Genomic DNA, 15,691 nt, shown 5'->3' with positions numbered 1-15,691 from the left:
AAAGATTTCAATCACTTAATTAAAAACACTGAATAGGAAAAAACTATGGCACATCAAATAGAAACAATGGCATTTGTTGGTCAAACCCCGTGGCATGGTCTGGGCAATCAACTCTCGCCACATCGGCCGATCGAAGTCTGGGCGAAGCAGGCAGGCATGGACTGGCGAATAGAATCCTCCAATGTTAGTTATATGGCAAAGAATGCACGTGGGCAAAGCATTATCATGCCTTATGAAGAACAGCGGGTGCTGTATCGTTCCGATACCCATGCACCGTTATCGGTGGTGAGTCAGCGTTACCAAGAAGTACAACCTAAAGAAATTCTAGAGTTTTACCGAGACCTGACTGAACAATCAGGTTTTGAACTGGAAACCGCTGGGGTACTTAAAGGCGGCAAGAAATTCTGGGCATTGGCAAGAACGGGGCAATCGGCAGCATTAAAAGGTAAAGATGTCAGTAATGGCTACGTTTTGTTGGCAACAGCATGTGATGGCACATTGGCAACCACGGCGCAGTTCACTAGTATTCGCGTAGTGTGTAATAACACCTTAGCGATTGCCTTACGTGGGCAGGATAGTAGTGCAGGCGTGGTGAAAGTTCCACACAGTACTAAATTTGATGCAGAGAAGATTAAACAGCAATTGGGTATTTCGGTTCGTGCATGGGACGAACATATGTATGAGATGAAGCAATTGAGTCAAAGGAAAGTGACACATCAAGAAGCGGCAGCTTATTTCGATGCCGTGTTTAATAACACGACAATGAGTTCTACAGAACAGGAAGAAAGTATTATTCAGTATTACCTTAAAGCAGCATCTATGGACAAAAAATCAAACTCTAAATCCGAACCAAATGGTCGAGCGATGTCGAAGGCTATGGAAATGTTCAATGGGCAGGGTCGGGGGGCTGAGTTGGGTTCTGCGAAAGATACGGCTTATGGCTTACTTTGTAGTATTACTGAGTTTGTTGATCATGAACGCCGTGCGATGAGTCGTGATCATCGATTGAATTCAGCATGGTTCGGGAGAGGAGCTACTATTAAGCAGAGAGGATTGGAGCAGGCATTAGATATGGTAACTTAAACCTAATTAGCCTAAGTATGGAATAGCTATATCTAGTTAGATATAGCTATTAAGACAGTGTTACTTTTATTTTTTGAAAAATAGTACATCTCTTATATCAATAAAACAGATTGGTAAATCCCTTATATTTTCTGTCCTTTTCTTTATCTTTTTAAATTGTAGACACATTGTATTATTTGAGAAATGGAGAATTATACAAATTGTAGACATTTCCCATAAAGGTAGGAACCGAGCTCAGGCTTATGGATGGAGTGGTTAAGATGGATAAGAAAATACGATTAGCCGAAACATTAAAACGCCGAATTATTAGTATGGAATTGGCACCGGGCGCAATTGTAGATGAAATAGCCCTGAGTGAAGAGTTTGGAATCTCTAGATCACCCGTACGTGAACTAATCCGTCAAATGGCAGCTGAAGGCTATCTTGAGCTTGAAGCAAATCGCGCTGCTCGTGTTTCTTCGATGAGCCATCAATCACTACGTAATTTCTTTTTAGCTGCGCCACTTATTTATATTGCAACTACCCAGTTGGCCGCAATAAATGCAGGACCAATTGAGATTAATCAATTGAAAGAAATCCAGCAACGATTCCGTCAAGCAATTGATGAAAATGACTTGGAAGGCCGTGTTTACTATAACAACCAATTTCATTTAGAAATAGGACGAATTGCACAAAATGCATATCTCTTACCTAGTCTAGAACGCTTGCTCATTGATCATGCACGATTAGGCAAAATTTTCTATCGCCAACCTACTTCAACAGATATGCAAGAAGACCTCGACACAGCAGTTCTTCAGCATGACCAGATTATTGATGCGATTGAGCGTCACAACGCAGGTGAAGCTGGTGAGCTGATCCGCGTGCACATGGATTTATCTCGCCGTCGAATGACAGAATATGTTATTCCGGCAGGTATTGATGTTCCACTTACTTATTAATTAAAGGCAGAACCTTTTACAAATAATATTTTCACTTACAGGAAAAGTAGGTGAGTGGACAATATAAATGGAGTTTTTGAAATGACTAAAGTTACAGCCTTACCTGCCGATGACCAACGATGTGCATGGTATCACCTCAGCCCAAAACGAATGGTTAAACCAAGCCATACTGGCAAAAGCGCAGCACGCTGGGCAGTAATTGGTGCAGGATATACGGGCTTGGCCGCAGCACGTCAATTAGCACTCAATTTTCCCAATGATGAAGTGATCTTGATTGAAGCACAAGAAGTTGGTTTTGGCACAGCTGGTCGAAATGCAGGTTTTGCAATTGATCTTCCACATGATATTGGTGCTGAAGACTATATTGGTGATATCAATATTGCCAAAACGACATTGAAGCTAAATTTGTTAGGTCAGTCTATTCTGCATGACTTAGTAAAAAAACACGCAATTGATTGTCACATGCGTCCAAGTGGTAAATATCAAGGTGCTGTAGAAGACCGTGGTATTAAGGTTTTGGAAGCCTATCAACGTGGTTTAGATAAACTCGGGCAAGAGTACCAAGTCATTAATGGTTCGGAATTGCCAAGCCATATTGGAACTTCATTTTATAAAAAAGCACTGTTCACACCAGGAACAATGTTGGTTCAGCCATCAGCATTAGTAAAAGGGTTGGCAGAAAGTTTACCGTCAAATGTGACGCTATATGAAAATACAGCAATTACTGAGGTTGAATATGGCGATAAAGTTGTATTAAAGCATGACCTTGGTCAAATCACTGCGGATAAATTGATTCTGGCAAATAATGCTTTTGGCCAACGTTTTGGTTTTTCACAATTAAAACGCACCATGTTGCCCGTCTTTTTATATGCAAGCATGACTCGTCCTTTAACACCAAGTGAGCAAGCTGAATTAGGCGGTAAAGATTTCTGGGGTGTGATTCCATCAGATCCTTTTGGTAGTACCGTTCGCCGTACACACGACAATCGTATATTAATACGCAACAGTTTTAGTTTTAACCCAAATGGAAAACCCAAACCGCACTGTCTAGAACGTTTTATTTTTAAACATCAGCGTTCTTTTGATAACCGTTTTCCAATGTTGCCAGACGTTAACTTTGAATATACGTGGAGTGGTTCACTGGCATTGTCGCAAAACCATAAAGGCTTCTTTGGCCAGCTTGCTCCAAATGTTTATGGTGCTTTGTGTTGTAACGGTCTAGGAATTACTCGCGGAACAGTCACAGGTACTTTATTAGCTGACTGGATTGCAGGCCAGCGTAACGATTTGATTGATTTCCTTTTAGAAACCTCTGGTCCAAACAAAGTTCCGCCTGAGCCATTCTTATCCATTGGCGTCAATGCAACCTTGTGGTGGGGGCAAAGAAAAGCTGGATTGGAAGAGTAATTTAGGTGGCATTAGGTTTATAGGTTTTAAATCAAATTAATTAGGTAAACAGCTTTAAACAGCGAAGGTGGCGAAATTGAGTTTTCAGTTTCGCAGGGGCTTTTCAACCTTAAATTTCTTAAATGTGTAGGAAACACATCCACTTCGGTGGACGAGTATTGGAGATAAAAATGACAACGAATCATATGTCAATTGATGATGTACCAGTAAATGGATTTCATCAGTTATTGAGTATTCGTACAGGTGGCGGTTGGCTACTGGATGGCTATGTTCTAAGTATTATCGGCGTTGCATTAATGCAGGCCGCTGCGCAATTACAGTTATCCAATTTTTGGCAAGGCATGATTGCGGCATCCGCTTTATTCGGAATGTTTTTGGGCGGCTTTTTAGGTGGCTGGCTAAGTGATTGGATAGGGCGCAAGAAACTATATTTTATTGCTCCAACTTTATTTGTTTTATGTTCTGTGGCTCAGCTTTGGGCTGATTCCGAATGGGTATTATTTTTATGTCGTTTCATGATCGGGATCGCAGTCGGTTTTGAATATGCGGCAGGCGGGTCATTACTGACTGAATTTCTACCGACCAAAGCACGTGGCCCTCGTTTAGCAATGCTTACAATCATGTGGTTTTTTGGTGCGATGCTAGCTTATCTCTTCGGCAATATGATTTTAAAGATGGATCTTAACGAGGCTTGGCGTTGGGTATTTGCTAGCCCAGCTGTGATTGGTCTGATTTTGATTTTAATCCGAATTGGCACGCCAGAATCACCACGTTGGCTCATCAGCAAGGGCCGTAATGCTGAAGCAGAAGTCATTATTAAACAAGTATACGGACCATCTTTTTCACTTGCTAATGTGCCCGTTCAGGAAGAGGTTAAAAATTTATCTCTTACTCAAATCTTAGCTTCGGGCTATGGCAAACGCGTATTTTTCTGCTCGATGTTTTGGATGTGTGCGGTGATTCCTGTGTTTGCTGTCTATTCCTTTGCACCTCGTGTTTTAGACGCAATGAATCTCAAAGGCTCATGGGCTGAATATGGTTCAGTGGCAATTACTTTAATGTTCGTGGTGGGCTGTGTGATTGCAACCAAACTGATCAATGTGATGGGTCGCCGTAAATTGATCATTCACAGTTTCTTATGGTCAGGTTTGGCATTGCTAGGTCTAGGTGAATTTGCTGATGGTTCACAAATGTTGGTCTTGGTTTTGTTCTGTGCATACGCCGTATTAATTGGTGGGGCGCAAGTCTTGGAATTGGTTTATCCAAATGAACTCTTTCCAACAGAAATGCGTGCGATTGGCGTCGGCATGGCAACTTCATTTTCACGAATCGGCGCAGCAGTGGGTACATGGCTGGTTCCGATGTCATTAGACACGATTGGTATTGGTAACACAATGTTTGTGGCAGCAGGCGTCACCTTACTTGGTTTGATTGTTTCGATTATGACGGCACCAGAAACCAAAGGGTTGAGTTTGGAACAAGCAACTTCTTTGAAAAATTAACAATTGATCGGGTTGTCATGATCCCAAGCTCTCAAATTGATTATGGCAACTTTCAAAACACTTTAAAACGGAGAAAATATCATGACATTTTTTGAAGGCATTTATACACCAGCAATCACTCCTTTAGCTGCTGACGGTTCAATTGATAAAGCTGCTTTTGCAGAAGTTTTAGAATATTTAATTGATGCAAAAGTACACGGGATTATTGTGGCAGCAACAACTGGTGAATATTACGCACATACTGCCGAAGAACGTTATGACCTTGCTAAATACGCGAAAGATGTTATTGGTTCACGTACTTCATTGATGATTGGTACAGGCGCAATTCGTACTGAAGATTCGGTTGAATACGCAAAAGTGGCTAAAGAAATTAAGGCTGACAGTATTTTAGTGACTATTCCGCCTTATGCATTGCCAACTGAACAAGAAGTTGCAGCTCATGCTTTAACAATTGATAAAGCCGCAGGCTTACCAATTATGTTCTATAACTACCCAGCTCGTATGGGCGTAAGCATGGGTAAAGAGTTTTTTGATACTGTTTTTGCTGAATCTAAGAACTTTGTTGGTATTAAAGAAAGTTCTGGCGATATGAACCAGCTACACATGTTGGCGCGTAACTATCCTTTCTTCGAACTTTCTTGCGGTTGGGATGATCAGGCACTTGAGTTTTTTGCATGGGGAGCACGTAGTTGGGTTTGTGCAGGTTCAAACTTTGTACCTCGTGAACACATTGCCTTATATGAAGCTTGTGTAATTGAAAAAGACTTTGATAAAGGGCGTCGTATTATGGCTGCAATGATGCCTTTAATGGATTTTCTTGAAACTGGTCATTTCATTCAATGTATTAAATATGGTTGTGAACTTAATGGTTTAAAAGCAGGCAGTGTTCGTGCACCGTTACAAGATATGGATGCCGAAAAAAAACAAGCTTTCAAAGTGATTGTAGAAGAGCTTAAGCGTGAAGTTGCAGCCATTACAGGAGGTGTTTAATGTCTGAGCTTTTAACTGCATCTGAATATGCAACGATTGCCAAAAACTTATCGTTTCAGACTTTAGCGTATATTGACGGTCAATTTCAGGCATCTGTTTCAGGCAAAACGTTTAAAACGACCAACCCTGCAACAGGTGAGTTACTTGCTGAAATTACTGCATGTAATAGCCAAGATGTGGACCTTGCGGTTGCTAAAGCTAAAGCAGCATTTGATGATGGCCGCTGGCATCGTTTATCTCCGAATGAGCGTAAACACATTTTACTTAAATTTGCTGATCTTCTAGAGAAAAATACAGTTGAACTTGCTGTTATGGAAAGCCTAGACAGTGGTAAGCCTGTAAGCGAATGTCAGTTAACTGATGTGCCAGAAATGATTCATACCATTCGTTGGCATGCGGAACTGATCGACAAGATTTATGACAATACAGCACCTGTAGGTTCAGACACTCTATCACTGGTGGTGCGAGAAGCGATTGGTGTGGTTGGGCTTGTTTTACCTTGGAATTTCCCATTACTGATGTTGGCTTGGAAAATTGCGCCGTCTTTAGCAGCAGGCTGTTCGGTGGTGATTAAACCAGCCAAGGAAACGACTTTAACTGCGCTGCGTGTTGCTGAGTTGGCTGCTGAGGCTGGTATTCCGGCTGGTGTATTCAATATTTTGCCAGGTGGTGGACGTGAAGTCGGTGAACCACTAGGTAGACATATGGATGTCACTATGGTGAGTTTTACCGGCTCTACTGAAACAGGCCGTCTATTTTTACAATATGCTGCCGAATCAAATCTAAAACGTGTTGTTCTTGAGTGTGGTGGGAAAAACCCTGCTGTTGTGATGAATGATATCGATGATTTAGATCAGGTTGCACAGCATATCGTGAATGGTGCTTTTTGGAACATGGGCGAAAACTGTTCTGCATCTTCTCGTTTAATTGTTCATTCTGATGTTAAAGATGAGCTATTAGGATTAATCGGTATACATCTGAATGACTGGAAAATGGGTAACCCACTTGATCCAGATCATAAACTGGGTTCGATGGTTAGCAAATCACACTATGAAAAAGTGAAGTCTTATATCGATCAGGCAAAAGCTGAAAAACAAAGCATCGTTTTTGGTGGTAACACTGAACAAGATATTTTCGTTCAGCCAACCGTGGTTGATGGCATTAAGGCGACAGATACCTTATTTAAAGAAGAGGTCTTTGGACCAATTCTGTCAGTGACCACGTTCAATACAATTGATGAAGCCATCGCACTTGCCAATGATTCGGTTTATGGCCTTGCAGGTTCGGTTTATACCAGTAACTTACGCAATGCGATCAAGCTTTCACGTGCTATTCGTGCTGGCGTAGTGACCGTGAACTGTTTTGGTGAAGGTGACATTACGACACCGTTTGGTGGCTACAAAGAGTCTGGTTTTGGTGGCCGAGATAAATCGATTTGGGCGCATGACCAATACACAGAATTAAAGACCATCTGGATTGATGTGTCTGAGTCTTAAAACTTCTGTAACCCTTGGTTCTTGGGAACCAAGGGAGTTTTAAAAAACACGTTAACTTTTAATTCGAAAACAAAAAAGTTTTTGAAGGGATCGTTTTATCCAAAATTCATTTAAATAAGGAAATGTAAATGAATAATGTCTATATCAAAAAAGTGGGAATGGGGTTGTTTGTAGCTGGTATGTCTACACCTATTTTTGCTGGTGTAACTTTCGGTGACCCAAAAACTGAATTGGGGGCAGTTACAGTTTCGGGAACTTTACGTGCCAACTATCAAGATAAACACTACGGCGAATCTGCTTCTGATCAAAAAATTAAGTTTGATGCAGCGATTCTAAATGTAGCTTATGAGTCACCCGACTGGTTTGGTAAAGTCCAATACCGCTGCTATCAATACGATAAATTTTGTGATTTCTCGACTTTGGTACAGGCCTATGCAGGCTACCGTTTAAATGCGACCGATAATATTACGGTCGGTTTGCAACCGATTCCTTTTGGTCCAGGTCGCTATTGGGATAGTAGCTTCTATGCAGGTATTAACAATACCATGGGCCTACAAGACGCTTTAGATTTAGGTGTGAACTATCACTTTGAAATGCCAACTGCGACTAAAGTGGATTTAGCCTATTTCGCAACTGACGGTGGCAACTATCACGGAACAAGTAAGGATTCTGCACGCTATACCGCCAATGTAGTCACTTCATCTGATCCACTTAAAACCAACCTAAATGAAAAAAACATGTGGATGGCTCGTGTTGATCAAGACCTTAAGTTTTTAGGTACGGATGATTTAAAAGTATCGGTTGGAGGAAGCTACTGGTATTCAGAAATTGAAAATAAAAAGACATCTGCCGATGGAAATCGAAACACATGGGCCGTGTTTAACCGAATTAACTATAAAAACCTAAATGTGGTACTTACAGGCGGAAGGCAGTCGATTAGCAACAAAGATACTGTAAGCCCTGCAAGCTCTACTTTTGGCTCGTTTGATGGTGAATACGATATTGCCAATAAGGGTTATTTCTACACGGTAGATACCAGTTACACCTTTAAGAATGTACGAGACTCACTCAACGTAACGCCTTATGTCGTGTTTAGTGGTTTCAATAAAAAAGAACAAGGCTTTGACGACTCACAGCGCAACATTGTGGGTGTGGCATGGGACTACAAAAATGTTTCGCTCTATACCGAATATTTAATGAGTAAAAACGATCCATTTGTGGGTGGAACGGGCAGCTCACTTGCAGCGGGCGATGATGGAAAGTGGAACAAGCTCTTAAATGTAATGCTGGTTTATAACTTCTAAGAGTTGCGCCTTAACTGATCAATCTACTTCTATTAACTACGCTCTCAAGCAGAGCTGACAAGAATGCTTGAGAGTAATTTAAAAGTGTTAAAAAGATGAAACCAATACGTAAAATCTTAGTTGCTAACCGTGGTGAAATTGCAATTCGAGTGATGCGTGCTGCCACAGAAATGGGCATCCGCACGGTCGCAATTTATGCAGAAGAAGATAAATTTGCTTTACATCGCTTTAAGTCAGATGAAGCTTATTTGGTAGGCGCAGGCAAAAAGCCAATCGCCGCCTATCTGGATATTGAAGATATTATCCGTATTGCACTTGAGGTAGGGGTAGATGCTATCCATCCGGGCTATGGTTTCTTGTCTGAAAACCCTGAGTTTGCCGAGGCTTGTAATCAAGCGGGAATCCGTTTTATCGGCCCAAAACCGGAAGTAATGCGTCAGTTAGGCAATAAAGTGATGGCACGTAACGTTGCAATGGTTGCATGTGTACCTGTTGTTCCTGCCACATCCGCACTACCGGAACGTATTGAAGACTGCCAGTTACTGGCCGCTGAAGTGGGCTATCCACTCATGCTCAAAGCGAGCTGGGGTGGCGGTGGCCGTGGTATGCGTGTAGTTGAAAATGAAAATGAACTCGAAGATGCAATTACAGTTGCACGTCGTGAAGCCAAATCTGCATTTGGCAATGACGAAGTCTATCTAGAGAAACTGATTCGTCATGCCCGCCATGTAGAAGTACAGATCTTGGGTGATACCCATGGCAATATCGTACATCTTTTTGAACGGGATTGTACCGTACAACGACGCAACCAGAAGGTGGTCGAGCGTGCACCTGCACCTTATTTATCTGAAATACAACGTAGTAAAATCTGTGACGCTGCTTTAAGACTGGGCCGTGCGGTAGATTACACCCATGCCGGTACGGTTGAGTTTTTAATGGATGCCGAAACAGAGGATTTCTACTTTATTGAAGTTAACCCGCGTATTCAGGTTGAACATACGGTTACTGAAGAAATTACTGGCATTGATATTGTTAAGGCACAAATTCGGGTGACGGAGGGAGCTGCGGTCGGAGATGGCAGTAGTTTTATTCCATCACAAGAGCAGATCAAATTATTAGGCCATGCATTGCAATGCCGACTCACCACAGAAGATCCTAAAAATGGCTTTATGCCGGACTATGGACGTCTTACTGCATTTCGTAGCGCAACGGGTTTCGGCGTGCGGGTAGACAGTGGCACTGCCTATACCGGTGCGGTCATTACACCATATTACGATTCATTACTGGCTAAAGTTACGGTTCGCGGTGCAAGTGGTGATGAGGCCAATGCCCGTATGCTGCGAGCGTTACAGGAGTTTCGTATCCGCGGCGTCTCAAATAATCTGGCATTTCTAGAAAATGTGGTGACCCATCCTTTATTTACACAAGGCACCTGTACCACCCGATTTATTGATACCACACCTGAATTATTTAACCTTAAACCTAAGCAGGACCGTGCGACTAAACTACTGGAGTTTCTAGGTGACATTACCGTCAATGGACAACCCGAACTCAAAGGGCGTTCACTTCCTGAAACCGTACCAGCTCCGGCACAGCTACCGACATTTAACTTAAACCAGCCGCTTCCAAGTGGAACCCGAGACCAGTTTAAGTTGCTGGGTGCAGAAGGTTTTGCAAACTGGATGCTCGACCAAAAACGTGTATTGGTCACTGATACTACTATGCGTGATGCCCATCAGTCCTTATTTGCAACCCGAATGCGTACAGCAGATATGCTGGCGATTGCACCTTATTATTCTCATATGGCCAGTGAGCTGTTTTCACTGGAATGTTGGGGCGGGGCAACCTTTGATGTGTCGATGCGTTTTTTAAAAGAAGATCCGTGGGAGCGTCTGGCTCAACTTCGCGAAGCAGTGCCAAACATTTTATTCCAAATGCTGCTGCGCTCATCTAATGCTGTAGGGTATACCAACTATCCGGATAATGTCGTCCGTCACTTTATTGCACAGGCCGCACAAGGTGGAGTCGACCTGTTCCGTGTATTTGACTCACTTAATGCGGTCGATAACATGCGGGTTGCCATTGATGCGGTTCGAGAATCAGGCATGCTGTGTGAAACAGCAATTTGCTATACCAGTGATATCTTTGACAACAATCGCAGATATAACCTTAACTACTATGTAGATATGGCAAAGCAACTGCAAAAAGCGGGGGCTAACATCCTTGCTATTAAGGATATGGCCGGTATTTGTAAGCCAGCTGCAGCACGTGAGCTGATCAAGGCATTGAAAGAAGAGACAGGATTGCCGATACACTTTCATACCCATGATACCAGTGGTATTGCCGCGGCCAGCATTTTGTCTGCCATCGATGCTGGCGTTGATGCAGTCGATACCGCCATGGATGCCATGAGTGGACTCACTTCACAACCTAGCATGGGCTCGGTGGTTGCAGCCTTACAAAATACCGATCGTGATACAGGACTCAACCCTAATAACCTGCAACAGCTTTCAACTTACTGGGAAGGTGTACGCCATATCTATGCACCGTTTGAGGCAGATATGCGTGCGGGTACGGCCGATGTCTATCATCATGAAATGCCGGGTGGACAATATACCAACTTACGTGAACAGGCTCGTTCGCTAGGCATTGAAGAACGCTGGTCGGAAGTTTCCGATGCCTATGCACAAGTCAACTTATTGTTTGGCGACATTGTGAAAGTTACCCCAACCTCTAAGGTGGTGGGTGACATGGCTTTATATATGGTGTCGAATAACCTGAATTCAGAAGATATTAAAAACCCGAAGCTGGAGATTGATTTCCCTGAATCGGTGGTTTCTCTGTTTAAAGGTGAGTTAGGCAGACCAGCACATGGCTTTCCAAAAGAGTTACAGCACAAGGTATTAAAGGGTGCAGCGCCGTTAAGTGATCGCCCAGGAGCAGTAATGCCACCAGTCGATTTGGCAGGTGAAAAAGCAATACTTGAAAATATGTTCGGGAAACAACTGACCGAACAGGAGCTAGCGTCATATCTGATGTATCCAAAAGTCTTTACCGACTTTATGAAGCACAAACTGAAATATGGCACGGTATCAAGTATTCCGTCTTCAGCCTTCTTTTATGGTTTAAAAGAGCAAAGCCCTGTCGAAATTGAGCTTGAACGCGGGAAGACGCTGGAAATAAAACTGCTGGGCCGCTCAGAAGCCAAAGATGGGGTGATTGATCTATTTGTAGAGCTGAATGGTCAGTTGCGTCTAGTGCAGATTAAACAGGCAAGCCAAAATGAAGCAACGACCCATCCGAAAGCAGATCCGATGAATCCGAAACATATCGGTGCTTCAATGCCGGGCATGATCAGTACAGTACCAGTGAAAATTGGTCAATCTGTTAAAAAAGGCGAGACTCTATTTACTATTGAAGCGATGAAGATGGAGCTTGCCATTAAAGCTGATCAGGACTGTGTGGTTCAGGAAGTTTTAATGAGTGCGGGCAAGCAAGTTAGAAATATGGATTTGGTTTTAGTCGTTCAATAGAGCGGCTATCAATTTGAGAAGTGGTTTAAAGATATGATAAGCAAGAGAAATGCAACCTTAATAGGACTCATCGCTGTTTTGCTATGGAGTTCTATTGTTGGGCTAATTCGTAGTGTAAGCGAGAGCTTGGGAGCGACTGGTGGTGCAGCCATGATGTATAGCGTTGCGTCTGTCTTTCTCTTGATTAGTATTGGGTTTCCAAAGATTAGTGAATTCCCTAAGCGCTATTTAATTTGGGGAAGCTTATTGTTTGTATCTTATGAGTTATGCCTTGCCTTATCTATTGGTTATTCAAATACCAATCGCCAAGCTATTGAAGTGGGAATGGTCAATTATTTATGGCCAGCTTTAACAATGGTTGCAGCTATTTTATTTAATAATCAAAAATCTAACTGGTTAGTGATTCCCGGATTTGTCATTGCCATTTTGGGAATCTGCTGGGTACTTGGAGGTGAACAAGGTCTTGATTTAATAAGCATGCTTGAAAATATAAAAGATAATCCGCTGAGTTATGGATTAGCTTTTATTGGTGCATTGATATGGGCTGCTTACTGTACTGTAACTGCAAGAATAGCCAAGGGGAAAAATGGCGTAACGCTTTTTTTCATGCTTACAGCACTTGTTTTATGGGTGAAATACCTCGTCATTGGCGGGGCACCAATGGTGTTTAACCTTCACGCAATTATCTATCTAGTACTCGCTGCGGCGGCAATGGGTTTTGGTTATGCCGCATGGAATGTCGGTATCTTGCATGGCAATGTAACGATTCTGGCAGGTGCATCTTATTTTATACCTGTGTTTTCAGCAGCTCTAGCAGCAATCGTTTTACAAACACCGCTATCAATGTCTTTTTGGCAGGGGGCAGCTATGGTATGCATCGGTTCGGTTTTATGCTGGCTTGCCACGCGGCAGAAGCGTTAAAAAAAACGATGGTCGGTTCAGTTCCTAACGATTGGATGTAAAGAGATATTGAATTTCTCTAGCTATCTTTTTAATAAAAGGACGAATAACTGACCAGTTTGTAGAAATCCAGCAAATAAAAGAGCCTGCCGTCACCATTGCAGTTCCTTGCCAAAAGTTTATAGACAATTGGGTTTGCAAAACGAACATTGCTAGAAGAGATGAAATGATCGGGGTAAAGTAAGAGGCAACAACCAGCATGGTAATATTTCCATGGATAATACCAATATTCCATGCTGCATAACCTAAACCAATAGCAACAGAAGCGACCCCTAAAGTTATAAATGTCGCTAGATCGATAGAGGGTAGTGTTGCATGGCCTGTGATAAACAGCTTAAACCATAGGGTGATAGCTACACAGATAAAGAAAATTGAAATTGGATTTTGCCCATTGCTCATTTTCTTGGTTAACACACAGTAAAAAGCCCAAATGACAGCGCCTGCAAATGCCAAAATATAACTTAAAGGGTTACTATGAAAATTATCGACAATACTATTGAGACTAAAATCGCCATTTCCGGTCTGAATAAAAATGATGCCTGAAATTGAGATGAGTAAACCTAGGATAATAATAAAATTAAACTTTAGTTCTTTAAAAATGACAAAGGCTAAAACTGTTAAGCTTGGCCAGAGGTAATTAACAATGCTTACTTCAATAGCCTGTTGAGCTGTCTTTGAATAGGCAATTGCAAATGAAAAACAGAGTTCGTACGCAATGAATAAAGCTGTACCTAAAATTAAATATTTTTTAGAAATTAGCTTAAAATTTGGAACTCTAAAAATAATAAGCAATAGCACTGCACTGAAAGTATAAATCAGCGTAATACCCATATCTGGACCGATTGCGGCAGTAATATGCTTAACAAGACCGACCATAGATGCCCACATGAGGATGGCGGTTAAACCTATTAAGGTTGCTAAATTTTTAGACATAAGGAAAGTAAGAACTCAAAGAATTGACTGAGCCGCTAACGGAAAGTAGAAAAAAGCATGAAGCCTGGCAGATTAAAAGAATTTAAAATTAGAAAATAGGTTATACAGGACAATTTATATAAAATATCGCACTTTAGTTGTGTGATTAAATCTAATGGTTATTTGAGTTTTTCTACCTCGTGACGGCGTTTTCTATATGTAAATGGGGTTTCACCATATTGTTTTTTAAACCAAAGAATAAAATGAGAAGCATCAGAAAAACCACATTCAATAGCAATATTTGTGATGTAAGCATTGGTATTAGCAAGTAATTTTCTAGCATGTTCTAATCTTAGTTTGCGCCAATAATTTGATGGTGGTTCATTGGTGCTAGATAAAAAGGCGCGATGCAGTTGTCTTGGGTTGGTTCTCGCATGCTCTGCTACTTCTTTTAATGTAACGTGCGCACTTAAATTTTCACTCATAAAAGCTATAGCTTTAGAGACAATGTTATTTTCATAGGTAGTTGGGCTATCTAAAAGTATCTCTTCTTTTCCATCAATGATTTGTTTGTCAGCATTAATGAGTAAATATTCTAAGCTTTTTTGTGCCCGAATATCACCGCAATGACGTCGTATTAAATCCGCTGCTAAATCTATAGCAGTTCCGCCAGGGCAAGTAAAAATACCTTGGTCTTCAACATAAGCTTTATCCACGACTGTGATTGCTTTTGGGAATCTTTCTGAAAACTCTTCTCTGGTAGTGAAATGAATTGCACATTTCCTACCATCCATAAGTCCTGCATTTCCCAAAACAAAACAGCCTGAACATAAAGCGATAATTGGAATTCTGGCAGCGTGCACTTCCTGTAGAATTTTTATTAACTCTTCTGGAGGATTTCTTGTTTCTGTAAGGAGACCACCAGCAACTACAATATAGTCGTAATTTTCTTTTAAAGCTTTTAGGTTAAGTGGTGTTGTTGGGTTAACGGATAATCCGCAACTTGCAGTAACAGGCTCATCATTAAAAGTCATCCAGTCCCATTTACAGTAAATTTGCAAACTACGAAAAGATTTATCTGCTGCAAATCTAAGAGATTCAACAAAACCAGAAATAGGAGCTAGCGTGAATTTATCCATCAGAATAAATCCAACACGTAAATCTGGATGAACCGAGGAGAGACTTTCTTCAGAAGGAGATGCTTCATCATAAGCATGAGAAGAATATTTCATATAACTTCACCGTCAATATCCATATAGAGCAGTGATTCTTAGAATCTGCGATACTTATTATAGGTTCTGAAGATAGTAAAAGATATTGTATTAATAAAAAGCGATCATTTGTTTAATATATTCTTCTTTAATAAAAATTGTAATCTGAGAAATCTGCAACCTTTTCACTTTTTAAAGGTTATGCTCCTGAAAGTCTTGCTCCATAAGACAGTAATCACATTAAATTGAAAAAATGGATGATTTCTTTAGCTTTACATAAATAAAAAATCCATAAATTATAATGGCTTAATTTTTTTTATTGGATTGTATAAAAGTTATGGATTAGACAAATTTG

Annotated in this window: 11 protein-coding genes; 9 read left to right on the top strand and 2 right to left on the bottom strand. The window is 41.3% G+C overall.

Annotation, left to right across the window (positions count from 1 at the left end; translation table 11 throughout):
• The first annotated feature begins 45 nt into the window (after positions 1 to 45).
• From ACG59Z_RS16205 to yddG (ACG59Z_RS16165), 9 genes are all read left to right on the top strand, one after another.
• A complete protein-coding gene (locus ACG59Z_RS16205) occupies positions 46 to 1,083 on the top strand; it encodes a DUF932 domain-containing protein (protein ID WP_400200317.1) in 1,038 nt (345 codons plus the stop codon).
• Positions 1,084 to 1,343: 260 nt separating this feature from the next.
• The gene (locus ACG59Z_RS16200) at positions 1,344 to 2,021 is read left to right on the top strand and encodes a GntR family transcriptional regulator (RefSeq protein WP_227555626.1); all 678 of its coding nucleotides are present in this window, start codon (positions 1,344 to 1,346) and stop codon (positions 2,019 to 2,021) included.
• Positions 2,022 to 2,102: 81 nt separating this feature from the next.
• A complete protein-coding gene (locus ACG59Z_RS16195; protein WP_031996886.1) occupies positions 2,103 to 3,428 on the top strand; it encodes an FAD-binding oxidoreductase in 1,326 nt (441 codons plus the stop codon).
• Between the two features lie 170 nt (positions 3,429 to 3,598).
• Positions 3,599 to 4,930, top strand: a complete 1,332-nt coding sequence (locus ACG59Z_RS16190; RefSeq protein WP_400200315.1) for an MFS transporter — start codon at positions 3,599 to 3,601, stop codon at positions 4,928 to 4,930.
• 81 nt (positions 4,931 to 5,011) lie between these two features.
• Positions 5,012 to 5,920, top strand: coding sequence for a dihydrodipicolinate synthase family protein (locus ACG59Z_RS16185; RefSeq protein ID WP_031996889.1), 909 nt, complete (start codon positions 5,012 to 5,014; stop codon positions 5,918 to 5,920).
• Positions 5,920 to 7,416, top strand: a complete 1,497-nt coding sequence (locus ACG59Z_RS16180; protein WP_400200313.1) for an aldehyde dehydrogenase — start codon at positions 5,920 to 5,922, stop codon at positions 7,414 to 7,416. The genes ACG59Z_RS16185 and ACG59Z_RS16180 overlap by 1 nt, the downstream gene beginning before the upstream one ends.
• Before the next feature lie 128 nt (positions 7,417 to 7,544).
• Entirely contained in the window at positions 7,545 to 8,720 is a 1,176-nt protein-coding gene (locus tag ACG59Z_RS16175) for a hypothetical protein (protein ID WP_400200311.1), read from the top strand.
• A 95-nt stretch (positions 8,721 to 8,815) separates the two neighbouring features.
• Positions 8,816 to 12,253 carry a pyruvate carboxylase gene (locus tag ACG59Z_RS16170; RefSeq protein ID WP_400200309.1) on the top strand — a complete coding sequence of 1,146 codons (3,438 nt, stop codon included), beginning with the start codon at positions 8,816 to 8,818 and terminating at the stop codon, positions 12,251 to 12,253.
• A gap of 33 nt (positions 12,254 to 12,286) precedes the next feature.
• Positions 12,287 to 13,174, top strand: coding sequence for an aromatic amino acid DMT transporter YddG (gene yddG, locus ACG59Z_RS16165; protein ID WP_272281128.1), 888 nt, complete (start codon positions 12,287 to 12,289; stop codon positions 13,172 to 13,174).
• A 24-nt stretch (positions 13,175 to 13,198) separates the two neighbouring features.
• On the opposite strand, the gene yddG (ACG59Z_RS16160) is transcribed toward yddG (ACG59Z_RS16165), so the two are convergent.
• Entirely contained in the window at positions 13,199 to 14,146 is a 948-nt protein-coding gene (gene yddG, locus ACG59Z_RS16160; RefSeq protein WP_031996895.1) for an aromatic amino acid DMT transporter YddG, read from the bottom strand.
• A gap of 158 nt (positions 14,147 to 14,304) precedes the next feature.
• Positions 14,305 to 15,357, bottom strand: coding sequence for a GlxA family transcriptional regulator (locus ACG59Z_RS16155; protein ID WP_279984901.1), 1,053 nt, complete (start codon positions 15,355 to 15,357; stop codon positions 14,305 to 14,307).
• Positions 15,358 to 15,691 lie beyond the last annotated feature (334 nt).

This window comes from Acinetobacter sp. ABJ_C1_1 (assembly GCF_044684115.1).
GTDB lineage: Bacteria > Pseudomonadota > Gammaproteobacteria > Pseudomonadales > Moraxellaceae > Acinetobacter > Acinetobacter nosocomialis_A.
The sequence above is the reverse complement of the archived record's forward strand: the minus strand, read 5'-3'. Positions and strand labels throughout refer to the sequence as shown.

Excerpts from the sequence above, each read along its gene's own strand:
- ACG59Z_RS16205 (WP_400200317.1), top strand. The coding sequence starts at position 46 with ATGGCACATCAAATAGAAACAATGGCATTTGTTGGTCAAACCCCGTGG.
- ACG59Z_RS16200 (WP_227555626.1), top strand. The coding sequence starts at position 1,344 with ATGGATAAGAAAATACGATTAGCCGAAACATTAAAACGCCGAATTATT.
- ACG59Z_RS16195 (WP_031996886.1), top strand. The coding sequence starts at position 2,103 with ATGACTAAAGTTACAGCCTTACCTGCCGATGACCAACGATGTGCATGG.
- ACG59Z_RS16190 (WP_400200315.1), top strand. The coding sequence starts at position 3,599 with ATGACAACGAATCATATGTCAATTGATGATGTACCAGTAAATGGATTT.
- ACG59Z_RS16185 (WP_031996889.1), top strand. The coding sequence starts at position 5,012 with ATGACATTTTTTGAAGGCATTTATACACCAGCAATCACTCCTTTAGCT.
- ACG59Z_RS16180 (WP_400200313.1), top strand. The coding sequence starts at position 5,920 with ATGTCTGAGCTTTTAACTGCATCTGAATATGCAACGATTGCCAAAAAC.
- ACG59Z_RS16175 (WP_400200311.1), top strand. The coding sequence starts at position 7,545 with ATGAATAATGTCTATATCAAAAAAGTGGGAATGGGGTTGTTTGTAGCT.
- ACG59Z_RS16170 (WP_400200309.1), top strand. The coding sequence starts at position 8,816 with ATGAAACCAATACGTAAAATCTTAGTTGCTAACCGTGGTGAAATTGCA.
- yddG (WP_272281128.1), top strand. The coding sequence starts at position 12,287 with ATGATAAGCAAGAGAAATGCAACCTTAATAGGACTCATCGCTGTTTTG.
- yddG (WP_031996895.1), bottom strand. The coding sequence starts at position 14,146 with ATGTCTAAAAATTTAGCAACCTTAATAGGTTTAACCGCCATCCTCATG.
- ACG59Z_RS16155 (WP_279984901.1), bottom strand. The coding sequence starts at position 15,357 with ATGAAATATTCTTCTCATGCTTATGATGAAGCATCTCCTTCTGAAGAA.